The organism is Pseudomonas sp. F007 (assembly GCF_057814275.1).
Genome location: NZ_JBVATA010000002.1, coordinates 506,383 through 520,956, shown reverse-complemented (window position 1 = coordinate 520,956; position 14,574 = coordinate 506,383). Strand labels below are relative to the sequence as shown.

General features: G+C 62.1%; 14 protein-coding genes. 8 read left to right on the top strand and 6 right to left on the bottom strand.

Going from position 1 to position 14,574, the window contains the following annotated elements; translation table 11 throughout:
* Positions 1 to 17: 17 nt before the first annotated feature.
* The 5 genes from ahcY to rhlE2 all read left to right on the top strand — a co-directional run bounded on the left by ahcY (position 18) and on the right by rhlE2 (position 6,560).
* Positions 18 to 1,427 (top strand): adenosylhomocysteinase, encoded by a 1,410-nt coding sequence (gene ahcY, locus ACZYR5_RS06615; RefSeq protein WP_489088646.1) that lies wholly within the window; start codon positions 18 to 20, stop codon positions 1,425 to 1,427.
* Between the two features lie 160 nt (positions 1,428 to 1,587).
* Positions 1,588 to 2,433 (top strand): methylenetetrahydrofolate reductase [NAD(P)H], encoded by an 846-nt coding sequence (gene metF / locus ACZYR5_RS06610; RefSeq protein WP_027617036.1) that lies wholly within the window; start codon positions 1,588 to 1,590, stop codon positions 2,431 to 2,433.
* A 74-nt stretch (positions 2,434 to 2,507) separates the two neighbouring features.
* A complete protein-coding gene (locus ACZYR5_RS06605; protein WP_489088647.1) occupies positions 2,508 to 3,590 on the top strand; it encodes a hypothetical protein in 1,083 nt (360 codons plus the stop codon).
* A 56-nt stretch (positions 3,591 to 3,646) separates the two neighbouring features.
* Entirely contained in the window at positions 3,647 to 4,462 is an 816-nt protein-coding gene (locus ACZYR5_RS06600; protein ID WP_489088648.1) for a substrate-binding periplasmic protein, read from the top strand.
* Positions 4,463 to 4,688: 226 nt separating this feature from the next.
* Entirely contained in the window at positions 4,689 to 6,560 is a 1,872-nt protein-coding gene (gene rhlE2 / locus ACZYR5_RS06595; RefSeq protein ID WP_489088649.1) for an RNA helicase RhlE2, read from the top strand.
* A gap of 68 nt (positions 6,561 to 6,628) precedes the next feature.
* Here the strand turns inward: rhlE2 and ACZYR5_RS06590 are convergent, their stop codons facing one another.
* Positions 6,629 to 7,207, bottom strand: a complete 579-nt coding sequence (locus ACZYR5_RS06590; protein ID WP_489088650.1) for a YceI family protein — start codon at positions 7,205 to 7,207, stop codon at positions 6,629 to 6,631.
* Positions 7,208 to 7,238: 31 nt separating this feature from the next.
* Positions 7,239 to 7,790, bottom strand: coding sequence for a cytochrome b (locus ACZYR5_RS06585; RefSeq protein ID WP_489088651.1), 552 nt, complete (start codon positions 7,788 to 7,790; stop codon positions 7,239 to 7,241).
* Between the two features lie 300 nt (positions 7,791 to 8,090).
* On the opposite strand from ACZYR5_RS06585, the gene ACZYR5_RS06580 reads away from it, so the two are divergent.
* The gene (locus tag ACZYR5_RS06580; protein ID WP_489088652.1) at positions 8,091 to 9,497 is read left to right on the top strand and encodes an adenosylmethionine--8-amino-7-oxononanoate transaminase; all 1,407 of its coding nucleotides are present in this window, start codon (positions 8,091 to 8,093) and stop codon (positions 9,495 to 9,497) included.
* Between the two features lie 175 nt (positions 9,498 to 9,672).
* The gene (locus ACZYR5_RS06575) at positions 9,673 to 10,392 is read left to right on the top strand and encodes a 16S rRNA (uracil(1498)-N(3))-methyltransferase (protein WP_489088653.1); all 720 of its coding nucleotides are present in this window, start codon (positions 9,673 to 9,675) and stop codon (positions 10,390 to 10,392) included.
* Positions 10,393 to 10,396: 4 nt separating this feature from the next.
* On the opposite strand, the gene ACZYR5_RS06570 is transcribed toward ACZYR5_RS06575, so the two are convergent.
* From ACZYR5_RS06570 to ACZYR5_RS06560, 3 genes are read right to left on the bottom strand one after another with little or no spacing between them, the layout of a single operon-like run.
* The gene (locus tag ACZYR5_RS06570) at positions 10,397 to 11,299 is read right to left on the bottom strand and encodes a transporter substrate-binding domain-containing protein (RefSeq protein ID WP_489088654.1); all 903 of its coding nucleotides are present in this window, start codon (positions 11,297 to 11,299) and stop codon (positions 10,397 to 10,399) included.
* Positions 11,300 to 11,329: 30 nt separating this feature from the next.
* Complete coding sequence (locus ACZYR5_RS06565; protein ID WP_489088655.1) at positions 11,330 to 11,680, bottom strand: RidA family protein; 351 nt, start codon at positions 11,678 to 11,680, stop codon at positions 11,330 to 11,332.
* Positions 11,681 to 11,707: 27 nt separating this feature from the next.
* Positions 11,708 to 12,949 (bottom strand): D-amino acid dehydrogenase, encoded by a 1,242-nt coding sequence (locus ACZYR5_RS06560; RefSeq protein WP_489088656.1) that lies wholly within the window; start codon positions 12,947 to 12,949, stop codon positions 11,708 to 11,710.
* Positions 12,950 to 13,057: 108 nt separating this feature from the next.
* Here ACZYR5_RS06560 and ACZYR5_RS06555 point away from each other — a divergent pair, with 108 nt between their 5' ends.
* Positions 13,058 to 13,969, top strand: a complete 912-nt coding sequence (locus tag ACZYR5_RS06555; protein WP_489088657.1) for a LysR family transcriptional regulator — start codon at positions 13,058 to 13,060, stop codon at positions 13,967 to 13,969.
* Here ACZYR5_RS06555 and trhA read toward each other — a convergent pair.
* On the bottom strand, positions 13,957 to 14,574 hold the full coding sequence (gene trhA, locus ACZYR5_RS06550) for a PAQR family membrane homeostasis protein TrhA (RefSeq protein WP_489088658.1): 618 nt from the start codon (positions 14,572 to 14,574) through the stop codon (positions 13,957 to 13,959). The genes ACZYR5_RS06555 and trhA overlap by 13 nt on opposite strands.

Below are 14,574 nucleotides of genomic sequence, written 5' to 3'. Positions count from 1 at the left end.
ACGAATGGAGGCTCTTCATGAGCGCTGTCAACACGCCTGCAGATTTCACCGACTACAAAGTCGCCGACATGTCCCTGGCCGCCTGGGGCCGTCGCGAAACCATTATCGCCGAGTCGGAAATGCCGGCCCTGATGGGTCTGCGTCGCAAATACGCCGGTGAGCAGCCGCTCAAAGGCGCGAAGATCCTCGGCTGCATCCACATGACCATTCAGACTGCCGTGCTGATCGAAACCCTGGTTGCCCTGGGCGCCGAAGTACGCTGGTCGTCCTGCAACATTTTCTCGACTCAGGACCAGGCCGCTGCGTCCATCGCCGCTGCCGGCATCCCGGTGTTCGCCTGGAAAGGTGAGACCGAGCAGGAGTACGAGTGGTGCCTGGAGCAAACCATCCTCAAAGATGGCGCGCCTTGGGATGCCAACATGATCCTCGACGATGGCGGCGACCTGACCGAGCTGCTGCACAAGAAGTACCCACAGGTACTGGATCGCGTCCACGGCGTGACCGAAGAAACCACCACCGGCGTACACCGTCTGCTGGACATGCTGGCCAAGGGCGAACTGCGCATCCCGGCCATCAACGTCAACGACTCGGTAACCAAGTCCAAGAACGACAACAAGTACGGCTGCCGTCACAGCCTGAACGATGCGATCAAGCGCGGTACCGACCACCTGCTGTCCGGCAAGCAAGCGCTGGTCATCGGCTACGGTGACGTGGGCAAGGGTTCGGCCCAGTCCCTGCGTCAGGAAGGCATGATCGTCAAGGTGTCCGAAGTTGACCCGATCTGCGCCATGCAAGCCTGCATGGACGGCTTCGAACTGGTTTCGCCATTCATCGACGGCATCAACACCGGCACCGAAGCGAGCATCGACAAAGCCCTGCTGGGCAAGATCGACCTGATCGTGACCACCACCGGCAACGTCAATGTCTGCGACGCCAACATGCTCAAGGCCCTGAAAAAGCGCGCCGTGGTCTGCAACATCGGTCACTTCGACAACGAAATCGACACCGCTTTCATGCGCAAGAACTGGGCATGGGAAGAAGTGAAGCCGCAGGTGCACAAGATCCACCGTACCGGCGCTGGCGATTTCGACCCGCAGAACGATGACTACCTGATTCTGCTGGCCGAAGGCCGTCTGGTAAACCTGGGCAACGCCACCGGTCACCCAAGCCGCATCATGGACGGTTCGTTCGCCAACCAGGTGCTGGCGCAGATCTTCCTGTTCGAACAGAAGTACGCCGACCTGTCGCCAGCCCAGAAAGCCGAGCGCCTGACCGTTGAAGTACTGCCGAAGAAACTCGACGAAGAAGTGGCCCTGGAAATGGTCCGCGGTTTCGGCGGCGTCGTGACTCAACTGACCAAGACCCAGGCCGACTACATCGGCGTGACGGTTGAAGGTCCGTTCAAGCCGCACGCTTACCGCTACTGATTCTTGGCAGACAACACGGTGTGCCCGGCGCACCGTGTTGTCTGATTCGCTGGCAAGCCAGCTCCTACAGATTGCACGTCGCATTTGTAGGAGCTGGCTTGCCAGCGAAGGCGTTGTGACGGACACACCGTTTGGCTCTCGAGTTTCCAAGGATATGACCATGTCCCAAGATCGTCGCTACAGCTTCGAGTTCTTCCCTACCAAGACCGACGCTGGGCATGAAAAGCTGCTCGCCACTGCTCGTCAGCTGGCCACCTATAACCCTGACTTCTTCTCCTGCACCTACGGCGCAGGCGGCTCGACCCGGGATCGCACGATCAACACCGTGTTACAGCTTGAAAGCGAAGTGAAAGTACCTGCCGCCCCGCACCTGTCGTGCGTCGGCGACAGCAAGGCTGACCTGCGCGGCCTGCTGAGCCAATACAAGGCGGCCGGGATTACCCGCATCGTCGCCCTGCGCGGTGACCTGCCTTCGGGCATGGGCATGGCCAGCGGTGAACTGCGCCACGCCAATGACCTGGTTGAATTCATCCGTGAAGAAACCGGCGATCATTTCCACATCGAAGTCGCTGCTTACCCGGAAATGCACCCACAAGCGCGCAATTTCGAGGACGATCTCAACAACTTCGTGCGCAAGGCCAACGCCGGCGCCGACAGTGCGATCACCCAGTACTTCTTCAATGCCGACAGCTACTTCTACTTCGTCGAGCGTGTGCGGGCACTGGGTGTGAACATCCCGATCGTGCCGGGCATCATGCCGATCACCAACTACAGCAAGCTGGCGCGCTTCTCCGATGCCTGCGGTGCGGAAATCCCGCGCTGGATCCGCAAGCAACTGGAAGCCTACGGCGACGACACCTCGAGCATTCAGGGTTTCGGCGAGCAGGTGATCACAGAGATGTGTGAACGTTTGTTGCAAGGCGGTGCACCGGGGCTGCATTTCTATACCCTGAACCAGGCTGAACCAAGCCTCGCTGTCTGGAACAACCTGAAACTACCGCGCTGACGGTAGTGTCAGAACAAAGGCCCTGGCGAACCCAGGGCCTTTTTTTTTGCCACTCAACCGGAAAACCGCCGTAGATGTCGACCTCACGCCAAGCACCGACCCCCCAACTGATTTATCTGGTCTATGGGGCCTGCACCTACCACCAGGAGGCGATCTTCAGCATTGCCAGCGCCCTGGCCGGTTTGCGCAAGACGCCGGGGCAAGCGCTCGATATCCAGGTCTTCACCGACAAACCGGAGCACTACCGCGACCTGCCAGTGCGGGTTCGCGAGTTCGACGAAAGCACCCGGCAAGGCTGGATCGCGCCCCACGGCTACCATTTCCGCGCCAAGCACGCGGTCATGCAGCAGGTCATGAAAGAGTCCGAGCTGGCGCTGCTGATCGACACCGATACCTTCTTCCACGGCTCGCCGCTGGAGCTGTTCCGCCGCATCGAGCCCGGCACCCTGTTGTGCAATACCCTGGGCACGGCCTATGGGGCCAACAAGCAGACCTTGCTCTACCGGACACTGGCCGAGGTCCTGCAGCAGCGGCAACTGGCCGATGACAGCACGCCGATGCTCAATTCCGGGGTGATTGGCCTGTACCAGCAGGACGCCGACATTCTCGAGCGCTCACTGGCGCTGATGGACGAGTTGTATCCCCTGGCCCAGGGCGCCTACACCCTGGAAGAGTTCTGCCTGTCGCTGGCGTCCTATCGCACCCTGCAGGTGCGCGAATGCCCGGACCTGATCCACCATTACTGGAGCCGCAAGGAGCTGTTTCGCGCCAAGATCAACGCCTGGCTGGATAAACACCGGAGCAACCCGACCAGCACTCTGGCCCAGGATGAAACCGCCCTGGTCACCGCGACCCTGCCACGCCCGCCGACCCTGCAACGCTTTGCCTACAAAGTCGTGACCCTGGCCCTGCCACGCGAACAACGCCAGTTCATGCGCGAGATTCTCTACGGCTGCTATCGCCACCCCAACCCGTTCGATCAGGCCTGTACCCCGGTCTGGTGGGAAAAAGCCCATGCCAATGTGGAAAAACGCCTGAAGCGACCGCTCAAAGGCGACCAGCTCGAACGCTGGTTCAACCACCCGATCAACCGGCTGGTACTTGGCAAGCGGCGAAGAGCCATCTACCTACACCTGATGCAGGCAAAAGGCGACTAAGCCTCGGGCTAGACCGCCTCTAGCTATTTGCCCGCCACTCGTCGTAATCTCCAGCAATGCCCGTCATTGCCCAATTACTGACAGCCGTGCTTCTTGCTTGCCTGAGCTTCGCTGCCCGGGCGGAAAAACTGCGGATTGTCACCGAGCCCTGGGCGCCTTACGTCTACGAGGAGAATGGCCAGGCTCGCGGGCTGGACTACGAAACAACGGCGATTGTCTTCCAGCGCCTGGGGATCGAGGTGCAATGGCAATTCCTGCCGTGGAAACGCTGCCTGGCCATGCTCGACCAGGGGCTTGCCGATGGCGTGCTGGACATCTTTCACAGCGATGAGCGCGACGCCACCCTGCTCTATCCCAGCGAACCCCTGTCCCAGGTCGAGTTCGTGATGTTCTACGCCAACGCCCGGCCCCACCCGTTCAAGACCCTCGAAGACCTGCGCGGCCTGACCATCGGCACCTCGCCCGGCTACCTGTACAGCGAGGATTTTCGTCAATCGACGCTGTTCACCCGCGAACCTGCGCCGACCCACGAAGCCAATTTCGGCAAGCTGGCGCTGGGACGCATTGACCTGCTGATCACTGATCGCCGGGTCGGCCAGACCCTGCTCGACAGCCTGAGCCTGCGCGGGCAGATCAGCGAAAGCCCCACCGTGATCAGCCAGCAGAGCCAGTTTCTCGCGGTGCGCCGCAATGCCGGCATGGACCTGCTGATACAGCGCTTCGGCGCCGAACTCAAACGCTTCAAGCGTGAACCGGCCTACGCCCAGCTCAGCGCTCGTTATGGTGCTGCACCTGCTCCTGGCATGGCCCTGGCCACGCCTTCGGCCGGTGAAGAAAAGGCCGTTGAGCAGCAGGAACGCAGCGCACAGTGATTGCTCTGTTATACTCCGGCCTTCCCGCCAGGCTTACGCCCGGACGCTCGGCACCGCACATCGCCTCTCGACATCGCTACAGCGCAGCTTTCAGCCCGCGCGAGCACTCGCAGATGAGCCCGCGGCACCCAGCAGGACCGGACGCGATTGCGCTTCTCTTTAATGCCACTCGCGCCAGGCAAGACTATCCCATTGGGCCAAGCCCTAACTAAAAACAGGATTACTCATGTCCTTTGCTTCCCTCGGTCTCTCCGAGGCTTTAGTCGGCGCCATCGAAGCCGCCGGCTACACCCAGCCTACTCCGGTGCAACAGCGGGCCATTCCCGCCGTGTTGCAAGGTCGCGACTTGATGGTTGCGGCACAGACAGGTACTGGTAAAACCGGCGGTTTCGCCCTGCCGATCCTCGAGCGCCTGTTCCCCAACGGTCACCCGGACAAATCCCAGCGCCATGGCCCACGCCAGCCGCGGGTACTGGTCCTGACCCCGACTCGCGAACTGGCCGCCCAGGTGCACGACAGCTTCAAGCTGTATGCCCGCGACCTGAAGTTCGTCAGCGCCTGCATCTTCGGCGGTGTTGGCATGAACCCGCAGGTCCAGGCCATGGCCCGTGGTGTCGACGTACTGGTCGCCTGCCCGGGTCGTTTGCTCGACCTGGCCGGCCAGGGCAGCGTCGATCTGTCCCACGTGGAAATCCTCGTGCTCGACGAAGCCGACCGCATGCTCGACATGGGTTTCGTCCATGACGTGAAAAAGGTCCTCGCCCGCCTGCCGGCCAAGCGCCAGAACCTGTTGTTCTCGGCGACGTTCTCCAAGGACATCACCGACCTGGCCGGCAAGCTGCTGCACAACCCCGAGCGCATCGAAGTCACGCCGCCGAACACCACGGTCGAGCGTATCGAGCAGCGCGTGTTCCGCCTGCCGGCGAGCCACAAGCGCTCGCTGCTGGCGCACCTGATCACCGCGGGCGCCTGGGAACAGGTGCTGGTATTCACCCGCACCAAGCACGGCGCCAACCGCCTGGCCGAGTACCTCGACAAGCACGGCCTGAGCGCGGTGGCGATCCACGGCAACAAGAGCCAGAACGCCCGCACCAAGGCCCTGGCCGACTTCAAGGCCGGTAGTGTGCGGATCCTCGTCGCGACCGACATCGCGGCGCGCGGCCTGGACATCGACCAGCTGCCACACGTGGTCAACTTCGAACTGCCGAACGTCGATGAAGACTACGTGCACCGCATCGGCCGTACCGGTCGTGCCGGTCGTTCGGGCGAGGCGATCTCGCTGGTCGCCCCTGACGAAGAAAAACTGCTGAAAAGCATCGAGCGCATGACCAAGCAGAAGATCGCCGATGGCGACCTGATGGGTTTTGATGCCAGCAGCGTCGAAGCCGAGAAGCCGGAAGTTCGCGAGCGTCCGGATGTGCGCAACCCGCGCAATGCCCGCGGCCCACGTGGTGACGGTCCGAACGGCGGTGGCGGTGGCGGCGGTCGCAAGGACAAGGGCAAGGACAAGGGCGGCAAGGAGAAACCGGCTGCCGGCCGTGGCGAACGCCAGGCGCAAAAGCCGCGTGAAGGCACCCCGGCCCGCGAACAGCAGCGCCCTGCTCCACGCGCTGCCGCGCCGGACCGCGCACCGGACGAGTTCCTCGACGATGATGTCGATAACTTCGGTAACCGCGTCGATTACGTGCCCCAGCAGAAACCGGCCCAGGGCCGTGGCCGTCGTCCAGGTGCTCCGGCACAAGGCGCTGGCGCGGGTGGCGGTGCACGCACCGGTCAGTCGCAAGGTCGCCAGAGTAATCCACGCAACAGCAGCGGCGGCGCCTCCACTGGCACCCCGGCAGCCAAGCGCAGCGGTCCACGCAGTGGTGCAGCGCGTGACGGCCAGGGCGGTCGTCGCGAAGACTCGCGCAACCGTCGACCAGCCCGTGACGATCAATCGCGCCAGGAACCGGCCGTGCAAAACCCGCGCGGCGGCCCGGCACCGAAGATCATCCACAAGGAGTCGAAGTCTGACCGCTTCCCGACACCTGAGCAGCTCGATCAACTGCCGAGCCGTCCACGTGGTGAAAAACCAGCGCTGCTGACCCGCAACCGCTGATTTTCAAAGCGCCATAAAAAATGCCCCGCATCTTTCGATGCGGGGCATTTTTCTGTGCGCGGCGAAAATTACTTCGCTTTCACGCCTTCAAACGAAACATACAGTTCAACGGCGTCGGATTTTGGACCCAGGTCTTTCTGCTTGCCGAAATCGGAGCGCTTGATGCTGGTAGTGCCTTCGAAGCCGGCACGGTAGCCGCCCCATGGATCCTTGCCTTCACCCAGGAAAGTGGCCTTGACCACAACTGGTTTGGTCACGCCTGCGATGGTCAGGTCGCCGGTCACGTCAGCGGTGTTGGCACCGGTGGATTTGACGCTGGTGGAAACAAAGGTCGCTTTGCCGAATTTGCTCGCGTTCAGGAAGTCAGCGCTGGCAATGTGCTTGTCGCGCTCGGCGTGGTTGGTGAACACGCTCGCAGTGTTGACGTTGAACTCGATCTTGCTGTCTTCCGGCTTGGCAGCGTCGAAGCTGAACTTGCCGTCGATGTCCTTGAAGGTACCGGTGATGTAGCTGTAGCCCAGGTGGCTGATCTTGAAGTCGACGAAGGCGTGCTGGCCTTCCTTGTCGACCACGTAGTCAGCGGCCATCACGTTGGCCGACAACAGTGCAGAACCGATTGCCAGAGCGGCGAGAGATTTTTTCAACATGCTTTCTATTCCTTGGAGTCGAGGTTGAATTTCAGGCTTTGCGACCGAGCATTCGCTTCAGGGTCACATCACGGTCGATAAAGTGGTGCTTCAGTGCTGCCAACGCATGGAGGCCGGAGAAAATCACCAGCGCCCAGGCCAGGTACAGATGAATCACACCGGCCACATCTGCCTGGTCCGGTAGCCCGGAAACCAGTGCAGGTACTTCGAACAAGCCAAACACCGGAATTCCGACACCGTCTGCGGTGGAAATCAGGTAACCGGCAATCATTACAGCGAACAAACCGATGTACAAAAATCCGTGACCCAACTTGGCGCCGATGCGCGTCAGGCGGTCGTAGCTGGTAAGCGTTGGTGGCGGTGGGCTGATAAAACGCCAGATCACCCGCAGCAACATCACCGCGAACAACACCAGGCCAATGCTCTTGTGCAGGTCCGGCGCGTCTTTGCGCCAGGTGCTGTAGTAGTCCAGACCGACCATCCACAAGCCCAGGGCAAACAGACCAACCACTGCCAGGGCGACGCCCCAGTGCATGAAAATGCTGACCCAACCGTAGCGGGAGGTAGAGTTACGTAGCTGCATTGCTCAGATCCTGTAAGAACTGCGACCAAGACTATCGAGTTATCTATCGAATTAAAGCCGAAAATTTCGCTTTGAAATATCGAGAAAAACGATAAAGAGTGTGAATCGGGTTGGTTAAGGAAAGATTAACCGCGAATCAGATTAGTCCTCTATACAGCCACCCGCGTGCCCCCGCTCACAGATTTCTCGTCAATTCAGACGGCTGAAAAACCACAATGGGTTGTCCGCACCCCTTTCATTGCATAGGCTTGCGCGACCGTTTGCCCGCGAAACCAGCGCGCCGTCTCGAGGAGAATGAACATGGGCTTGAATAATCAGTGGATGCAGCGCGATCTCGCGGTGCTGTGGCATCCCTGCACCCAGATGAAAGACCACGAACAACTGCCGCTGATCCCGATCAAGCGCGGCGAAGGTGTGTGGCTGGAAGATTTCGAAGGCAAGCGCTACCTCGACGCGGTCAGTTCCTGGTGGGTCAACGTGTTCGGCCATGCCAATCCGCGGATCAACCAGCGCATCAAGGACCAGGTCGATCAACTGGAACACGTGATCCTCGCCGGCTTCAGCCATCAGCCGGTGATCGAGTTGTCCGAGCGCCTGGTGAACATCACCCCCGAAGGCCTGACTCGGTGCTTCTACGCCGATAACGGTTCGTCCTGCATCGAAGTCGCGCTGAAAATGAGTTTTCACTACTGGCTCAACCGCGGCCAGCCGAACAAGAAACGCTTCGTCACCCTGACCAACAGCTACCACGGCGAAACCATGGCCGCGATGTCGGTCGGCGACGTGCCGCTGTTCACCGAAACCTACAAGGCGCTGCTGCTGGACACTATCAAGGTGCCGAGCCCGGACTGCTACCTGCGTCCCGAGGGCATGAGCTGGGAAGAACACTCGCGCAACATGTTCGCGGCCATGGAGCAGACCCTGGCGGAAAACCACGACAACGTCGCGGCGGTGATCGTCGAGCCGCTGATCCAGGGCGCCGGCGGCATGCGCATGTATCACCCGGTGTACCTCAAACTGCTGCGCGAAGCCTGCGACCGCTACGGCGTGCACCTGATCCACGATGAAATTGCCGTCGGTTTCGGCCGCACCGGGACGATGTTTGCCTGCGAACAGGCCGGCATCCGCCCGGACTTCCTCTGCCTGTCCAAGGCCCTGACCGGTGGCTATCTGCCACTGGCGGCCTGCGTCACCACCGAAGAGGTGTACAGCGCCTTCTACGATGATTACCCGACCCTGCGCGCCTTTCTCCATTCCCACAGCTACACCGGCAATCCGCTGGCCTGTGCTGCAGCCTTGGCGACCCTGGATATCTTCGAGCAGGACAAGGTGATCGAGAACAACCAGGCGTTGGCCCAGCGCATGGCCTCTTCTACCGCCCACCTGGCCGACCACCCGAACGTCTCGGAGGTGCGCCAGACCGGCATGGTGCTGGCGATCGAGATGGTCAAGGACAAGGCCAGCAAGGAAGCCTACCCCTGGCAGGAGCGTCGCGGCCTGAAAGTGTTTCAGCACGCCCTGGAACGCGGTGCGCTGTTGCGCCCGCTGGGCAGCGTGGTGTATTTCCTGCCGCCTTACGTGATCACCCCGGAGCAGATCGACTTCCTCGCCGAAGTGGCCAGCGAAGGTATCGATATCGCTACCCGTGATTCGATCAGCGTGGCGGTACCGAAGGATTTCCACCCGGGGTTTCGTGATCCGGGTTGAGAGGGGCCAAAATGGGATTTCCTCTTGCGGTATTGCCCTCCTGTGGGAGCGAGCCTGCTCGCGAAGGACGTCAACGATAACGCGCTTATTCTGGACGTACGCAGCGCCCTTGAGTTTTTCGCGAGCAGGCTCGCTCCTACAGATAGATCACCAGCATTTTTAACAGAGAACCCGAATGAGACTGTCCCGCTTCTTTATCGACGCCCCGCTGAGCCTCGGCGAACACGAGTTACCGGAGGCCCAGGCGCATTACATCAGCCGGGTGCTGCGCATGGCGCCGGGCGATGCCGTGCAGGTGTTCGACGGCTCAGGCCAGGAGTTTCTCGGCAGCCTGGCCGAAGTCGGCAAGAAACACGTGCGCGTGGCACTGACTGAAAGCTTTGCCGGGCAAGTCGAATCGCCGCTGCACATCCATCTCGGCCAGGGTTTGTCCCGGGGCGAGCGCATGGACTGGGCGATTCAGAAGGCCACCGAGTTGGGGGTGAGTGAAATCACGCCGATCTTCAGCGATCGTTGCGAAGTACGGCTCAAGGACGAACGCGCCGACAAGCGCCTGCAACACTGGCGCCAGGTGGCAATCAGCGCCTGCGAACAATGCGGGCGCTCGACAGTGCCGGTTATTCATCCGCCGCTGCTGCTGGCGGACTGGATCAAGCAGACCCAGGCCGAACTCAAGCTGGTGCTGCACCCGGTGGCCGAGCCCATGGTCAGCCATGCCAAACCGGCGACCCTGGCGTTCCTGATCGGCCCGGAAGGCGGCTTGAACGACAACGAAGTGGAACAGGCCCAGGCCGCCGGCTACCACGCCGCCCGCCTCGGCCCACGGGTGCTGCGCACCGAAACCGCGCCAGTGGTGGCACTGGCGGTGGCGCAGCAACTGTGGGGCGACTTCTAAGACGTTATTGCACCGGGTCGCTGGTGGGTTTGGCGATGATTGCCTTGAGTTCGCTGGTCATCGGGAACTCGAGGTTCAAACCCTTCGGCGGAATCGGCTGCTCGAACCAGCGCTGGTAGATGCCATTGATCTCGCCCGAGCTGTAGAGGTCGCCCAGGGCACCGTTGACCAGCGCGAGGAACTGCGGATCGTCCTTGCGCACCATGCAGCTGTAGATTTCCCGCGATTGCTCTTCGCCCACCACCACCCACTTGTGCGGATCGCGAGCCTTGGCACGCTCGCCGTAGAGCAACGCGTCGTCCATGTAGAACGCCGCCGCCCTTCCCGATTGCAGCATCTGGAAGGCTTCGCCGTGGTCCTTGGCGCTGATCACGAACATGTCCAGCTTGTTGTCCAGGTTGTAGCTCTTCAGGAAGCGCTCGTTGGTGGTGCCGGCGGTGGTCACTACATTCTTCCCGCGCAGGTCGGCAAAGCCCTTGATGCCGCTGTCGTTGGCGGTCAGCAACTGGCCTTTGACGTAGATAAAGCCATAGGAAAACGCCACCTGCTTCTGCCGCTCGGCAGTCACCCCGGTCGAACCACATTCCAGGTCGACGGTACCGTTCTGCACCAGCGGAATGCGGGTCTGCGAGGTCACCAGGTTGTATTTGACCTTGAGCGGTCCGGTCGCCAGTTTCTGCTCGATGCGCTCGACGATTTTGCCGGCCAGGTCCACCGAATAGCCCATGGGTTGACCGGTGTGGTCACCGACGTAGGAAAACGGTACCGACGCATCGCGATAACCCAGGGTAATGCCCTTGGCCTCGGCGATTTTGCTCAGGGTCGGCCCCAGCGGGGCTTCGTTGGCCTGGACCTGCGCAGCCAGCAACAGGCTCAGGGTGCAGCCGAGCAACGTGATTTTTTGCATTGTTATTCTCCGTTGTAGGGGTTCGATGGCTTAGCGGCGCGCCGCGATCACGGTGATTTCCACCAGCACCTGCGGGCGTGCGAGCTGCGCCTGCAGGGTGGTGCGACTCGGTGCCTGGCCAGGTGACAACCAGGCCGACCAGACGTCATTCATCGCGGCAAAATCGGCCTCGATGTCCTTCAGGTAAATGGTCGCGCTGAGCAGATGGTCCTTGTCGCTGCCGGCTTCGGCCAGCAGGGCGTCGATTTTTGCCAGCACCTCGCGGGTCTGCCCGGCGGCGTCGGTTGCATCGCCCGGCACCTGGCCGGAGAGGAACACCAGTTCGCCATAGGTCACGGCAGCGGATAAACGTGGGTTGCTGTGGAGACGTGTGAGGGTCATCGCAAGGTCCTTCTAAGGGATTGGAATTCAGGCTGCGCGGGGGGTAAAACCCTGCAGGTCGATGGATGGCCGGCGCTGGCCAATCAGTTCGCTGAGCACCCGGGCACTGCCACAGGCCAGGGTGAAACCGAGCGCGCCATGGCCGAGGTTCAGCCACAGGTTGCGATAAGCGGTGGCGCCCAACAGCGGCACACCGCTGGGAGTTGCCGGGCGCATGCCGGCCCATTCGACGGCCGCATCATAATCGCCGGCCTGGGCAAAGGTATCGCGGGCCTGGCGCTTGATCAGGGCCAGGCGCTTGGGGTCCAGCGTGGCATCGAAGCCGACGATGTCGACCATCGCCGCCACCCGCAACTGCTCGCCGATCCGCGCGTAGACGATCTTGCGGTTGTAGTCGGTGATGCTCAGTTCGGGCGCGCGGTGTTCAGGACCGATCGGCACCGTCAGGCTGTAGCCCTTGAGCGGATACAGCGGCAGGTCGAGGCCGGGCAAGGCCAGCAACGGGCTGCGGTGGCCGGCGGCGATCACCAGTTGCTCGACCGCCAGCACCTCATCGCCCAACTCGATTGCGCTCACCGCGCCCTGGTTATGGCGAATCGCAGTCACGGCCTGGCCCAGGCGGAACTCGCAACGGCCGGAAGCTCGCAGCCGTGCGGCCAACTGTTGGCAAAAAGCGTGGCAGTCGCCGACTTCTTCATCCGGGGTGTAGATGGCGCCGACAAAGGGCGCATCGGCCAGCGCCGGCTCCAGTTGCGCGCACTCTGCGGCCGACAGCACCTGCTGTTGCTGCGGATCGGCGAGCCCGGCGCGGGCGTGCTCGAAGCTGGCGGTCTCGCGGAAGGTCACCAGCTTGCCGTTGCGCCGCCAGTTGAACTCCCCCAGCGCATCGTCTTCGCGCCAGTGGTTCAGGGTCGACTGGCTGAACAACGCCAGGCGCAGCAAATGGGCAGCATTGGCGCGATTCACCGAGGACCGGCAAGCGCCCAGGAACGAGGCCATCCAGCGCCACTGCGCCGGATCGAAACGCGGCCGCAGCTTGAGCGGCGAGTCGCCGCGCAGCATCCAGCCGATCGCCTGCAACGGCACGCCGGCATCGGCCAAGGGCGCCACATAGCGATAGGACAACTGGCCACCGTTGGCGAAACTGGTCTCGCTGCCCAGCGAATCACGGGCCTCGACCAGGGTCACCTCGACGCCGTCGCGCACCAGGGCGTAGGCCGTTGCCAGGCCGATGACGCCGCCGCCAATGATGCATACACGCTGAGCCATGTCAGTCCTTAAGTGTTGATGAGACATGGACCGAGGGTAGAGCCAGGTGACAGGCGCCGAACAATGAATAAAGATGGCCATCCCATAAACAAAGGTTATGGACTCGCCATGCGCCTTCGTCACATCGAGATTTTCCAGGCCATCCGCCAGACCGGTTCGATCAGCGGTGCCGCGCAGTTGTTGCACGTGTCCCAACCCGCCGTGACCAAGGTCCTGCAACACGCCGAGCAGCAACTGGGATTCCCATTGTTCCTGCGAGTACGCGGCAAGCTCCAGGCCACCCCTGAAGCGCTGGAACTGGAGCGCGAAGTGGACAAGGTCACCGAGAGCCTGCAAGGCGTGCGGCGCCTGGCCCAGAGCCTGCGCCGCGAACCGGGCCACAGCCTGCGGATTGGCGCAACTCCCGCACTGGCCCTGTCGCTGCTGCCGCCGGCGATTCATGAGTGGACCCAGGGTTATCCGGACATCGCCTGCGAACTGGCCAGCGCCCACAGCCGTGAACTGATGCAGAACCTGCTGATGCGCGAAATCGATGTCGCCCTGACCCTGCAACGCCCGGACCATCCGGGCCTGAAGGCCGAGGCATTGGCCAGCGGCGTGCTGGTGGCGTTGGCGCCCAAGGGGTTCTGGCCCGACGACGAACAAGGCAAGCCATTGCCGCTGCAGGCCCTGGCGGATGCGCCGTTGATTGGCCTGTCCAGCGCCGACCCGCTGTCAGCTCGGCTCGACAGCTACCTCAAGACCGTGGAACCGCCGCCACGGGTGAGCATCGCGGTGCAGACCTATTCGCTGGCGCGGGCAATGGTCGAATCCGGTGCCGGGCTGGCGGTCATCGATCCGTTCACCGCCCTCGGTGCCGCACCGGACAGCACCGCCATCCGCCCGCTGGCACCGCCGCTGCCGATCACCTTGTATGCGGTCACCCGTGCCAGCGAACCACCGCCACACACCGTCAGCGCGCTGCTGACGATTTTCAGCCGCCGCGCCCGCGAGCAACTGGATCGGGTCTACAACACGTAGAACAGAATCGCCACGAAGTGCAGGACGCTGCCGGTGATCACAAACAGGTGCCAGATGCCATGGGCGTGACGCAGGCGGCTGTCGAGGGCGAAGAAAATGATGCCGACGGTATAAAACACCCCGCCCGCCGCCAGCCAGGCGAACCCCGCTGTGCCCAGCGCGGCCAGCAACGGCTTGACCGCCACCAGCACGATCCAGCCCATCACCGCATAAATCACGATCGACAGGATCCGCGCCTCGCTGCGCGGCTTGATCTCTTGCAGCATGCCGATCACCGCCAGCCCCCAGACGATGCCGAACAGGGTCCAGCCCCACGGACCGCGCAAAGTCACCAGGCAAAAAGGTGTGTAGCTGCCGGCGATCAGCAGGTAGATCGACAGGTGATCGACCTTCTGCATGATCTTCTTCGTCCGCCCGCGCACGCTGTGATAGACCGTGGAAACGCTGTACAGCGCCAGCAGGGTCACACCGTAGATCGCCACGCTGACGATCTTCCAGGGACTGCCGTCGAAGCTGGCAACCACCAACAGCCACACCGCACCGACAAACGCCGCGACCGCCCCCAGCAAATGCGTCCAGGCGTTGAATCTTTCCCCGTAATACAT

Coding starts and splice junctions, on each gene's coding strand:
- ahcY (WP_489088646.1), top strand. CDS start 18: ATGAGCGCTGTCAACACGCCTGCAGATTTCACCGACTACAAAGTCGCC.
- metF (WP_027617036.1), top strand. CDS start 1,588: ATGTCCCAAGATCGTCGCTACAGCTTCGAGTTCTTCCCTACCAAGACC.
- ACZYR5_RS06605 (WP_489088647.1), top strand. CDS start 2,508: ATGTCGACCTCACGCCAAGCACCGACCCCCCAACTGATTTATCTGGTC.
- ACZYR5_RS06600 (WP_489088648.1), top strand. CDS start 3,647: ATGCCCGTCATTGCCCAATTACTGACAGCCGTGCTTCTTGCTTGCCTG.
- rhlE2 (WP_489088649.1), top strand. CDS start 4,689: ATGTCCTTTGCTTCCCTCGGTCTCTCCGAGGCTTTAGTCGGCGCCATC.
- ACZYR5_RS06590 (WP_489088650.1), bottom strand. CDS start 7,207: ATGTTGAAAAAATCTCTCGCCGCTCTGGCAATCGGTTCTGCACTGTTG.
- ACZYR5_RS06585 (WP_489088651.1), bottom strand. CDS start 7,790: ATGCAGCTACGTAACTCTACCTCCCGCTACGGTTGGGTCAGCATTTTC.
- ACZYR5_RS06580 (WP_489088652.1), top strand. CDS start 8,091: ATGGGCTTGAATAATCAGTGGATGCAGCGCGATCTCGCGGTGCTGTGG.
- ACZYR5_RS06575 (WP_489088653.1), top strand. CDS start 9,673: ATGAGACTGTCCCGCTTCTTTATCGACGCCCCGCTGAGCCTCGGCGAA.
- ACZYR5_RS06570 (WP_489088654.1), bottom strand. CDS start 11,299: ATGCAAAAAATCACGTTGCTCGGCTGCACCCTGAGCCTGTTGCTGGCT.
- ACZYR5_RS06565 (WP_489088655.1), bottom strand. CDS start 11,680: ATGACCCTCACACGTCTCCACAGCAACCCACGTTTATCCGCTGCCGTG.
- ACZYR5_RS06560 (WP_489088656.1), bottom strand. CDS start 12,949: ATGGCTCAGCGTGTATGCATCATTGGCGGCGGCGTCATCGGCCTGGCA.
- ACZYR5_RS06555 (WP_489088657.1), top strand. CDS start 13,058: ATGCGCCTTCGTCACATCGAGATTTTCCAGGCCATCCGCCAGACCGGT.
- trhA (WP_489088658.1), bottom strand. CDS start 14,574: ATGTATTACGGGGAAAGATTCAACGCCTGGACGCATTTGCTGGGGGCG.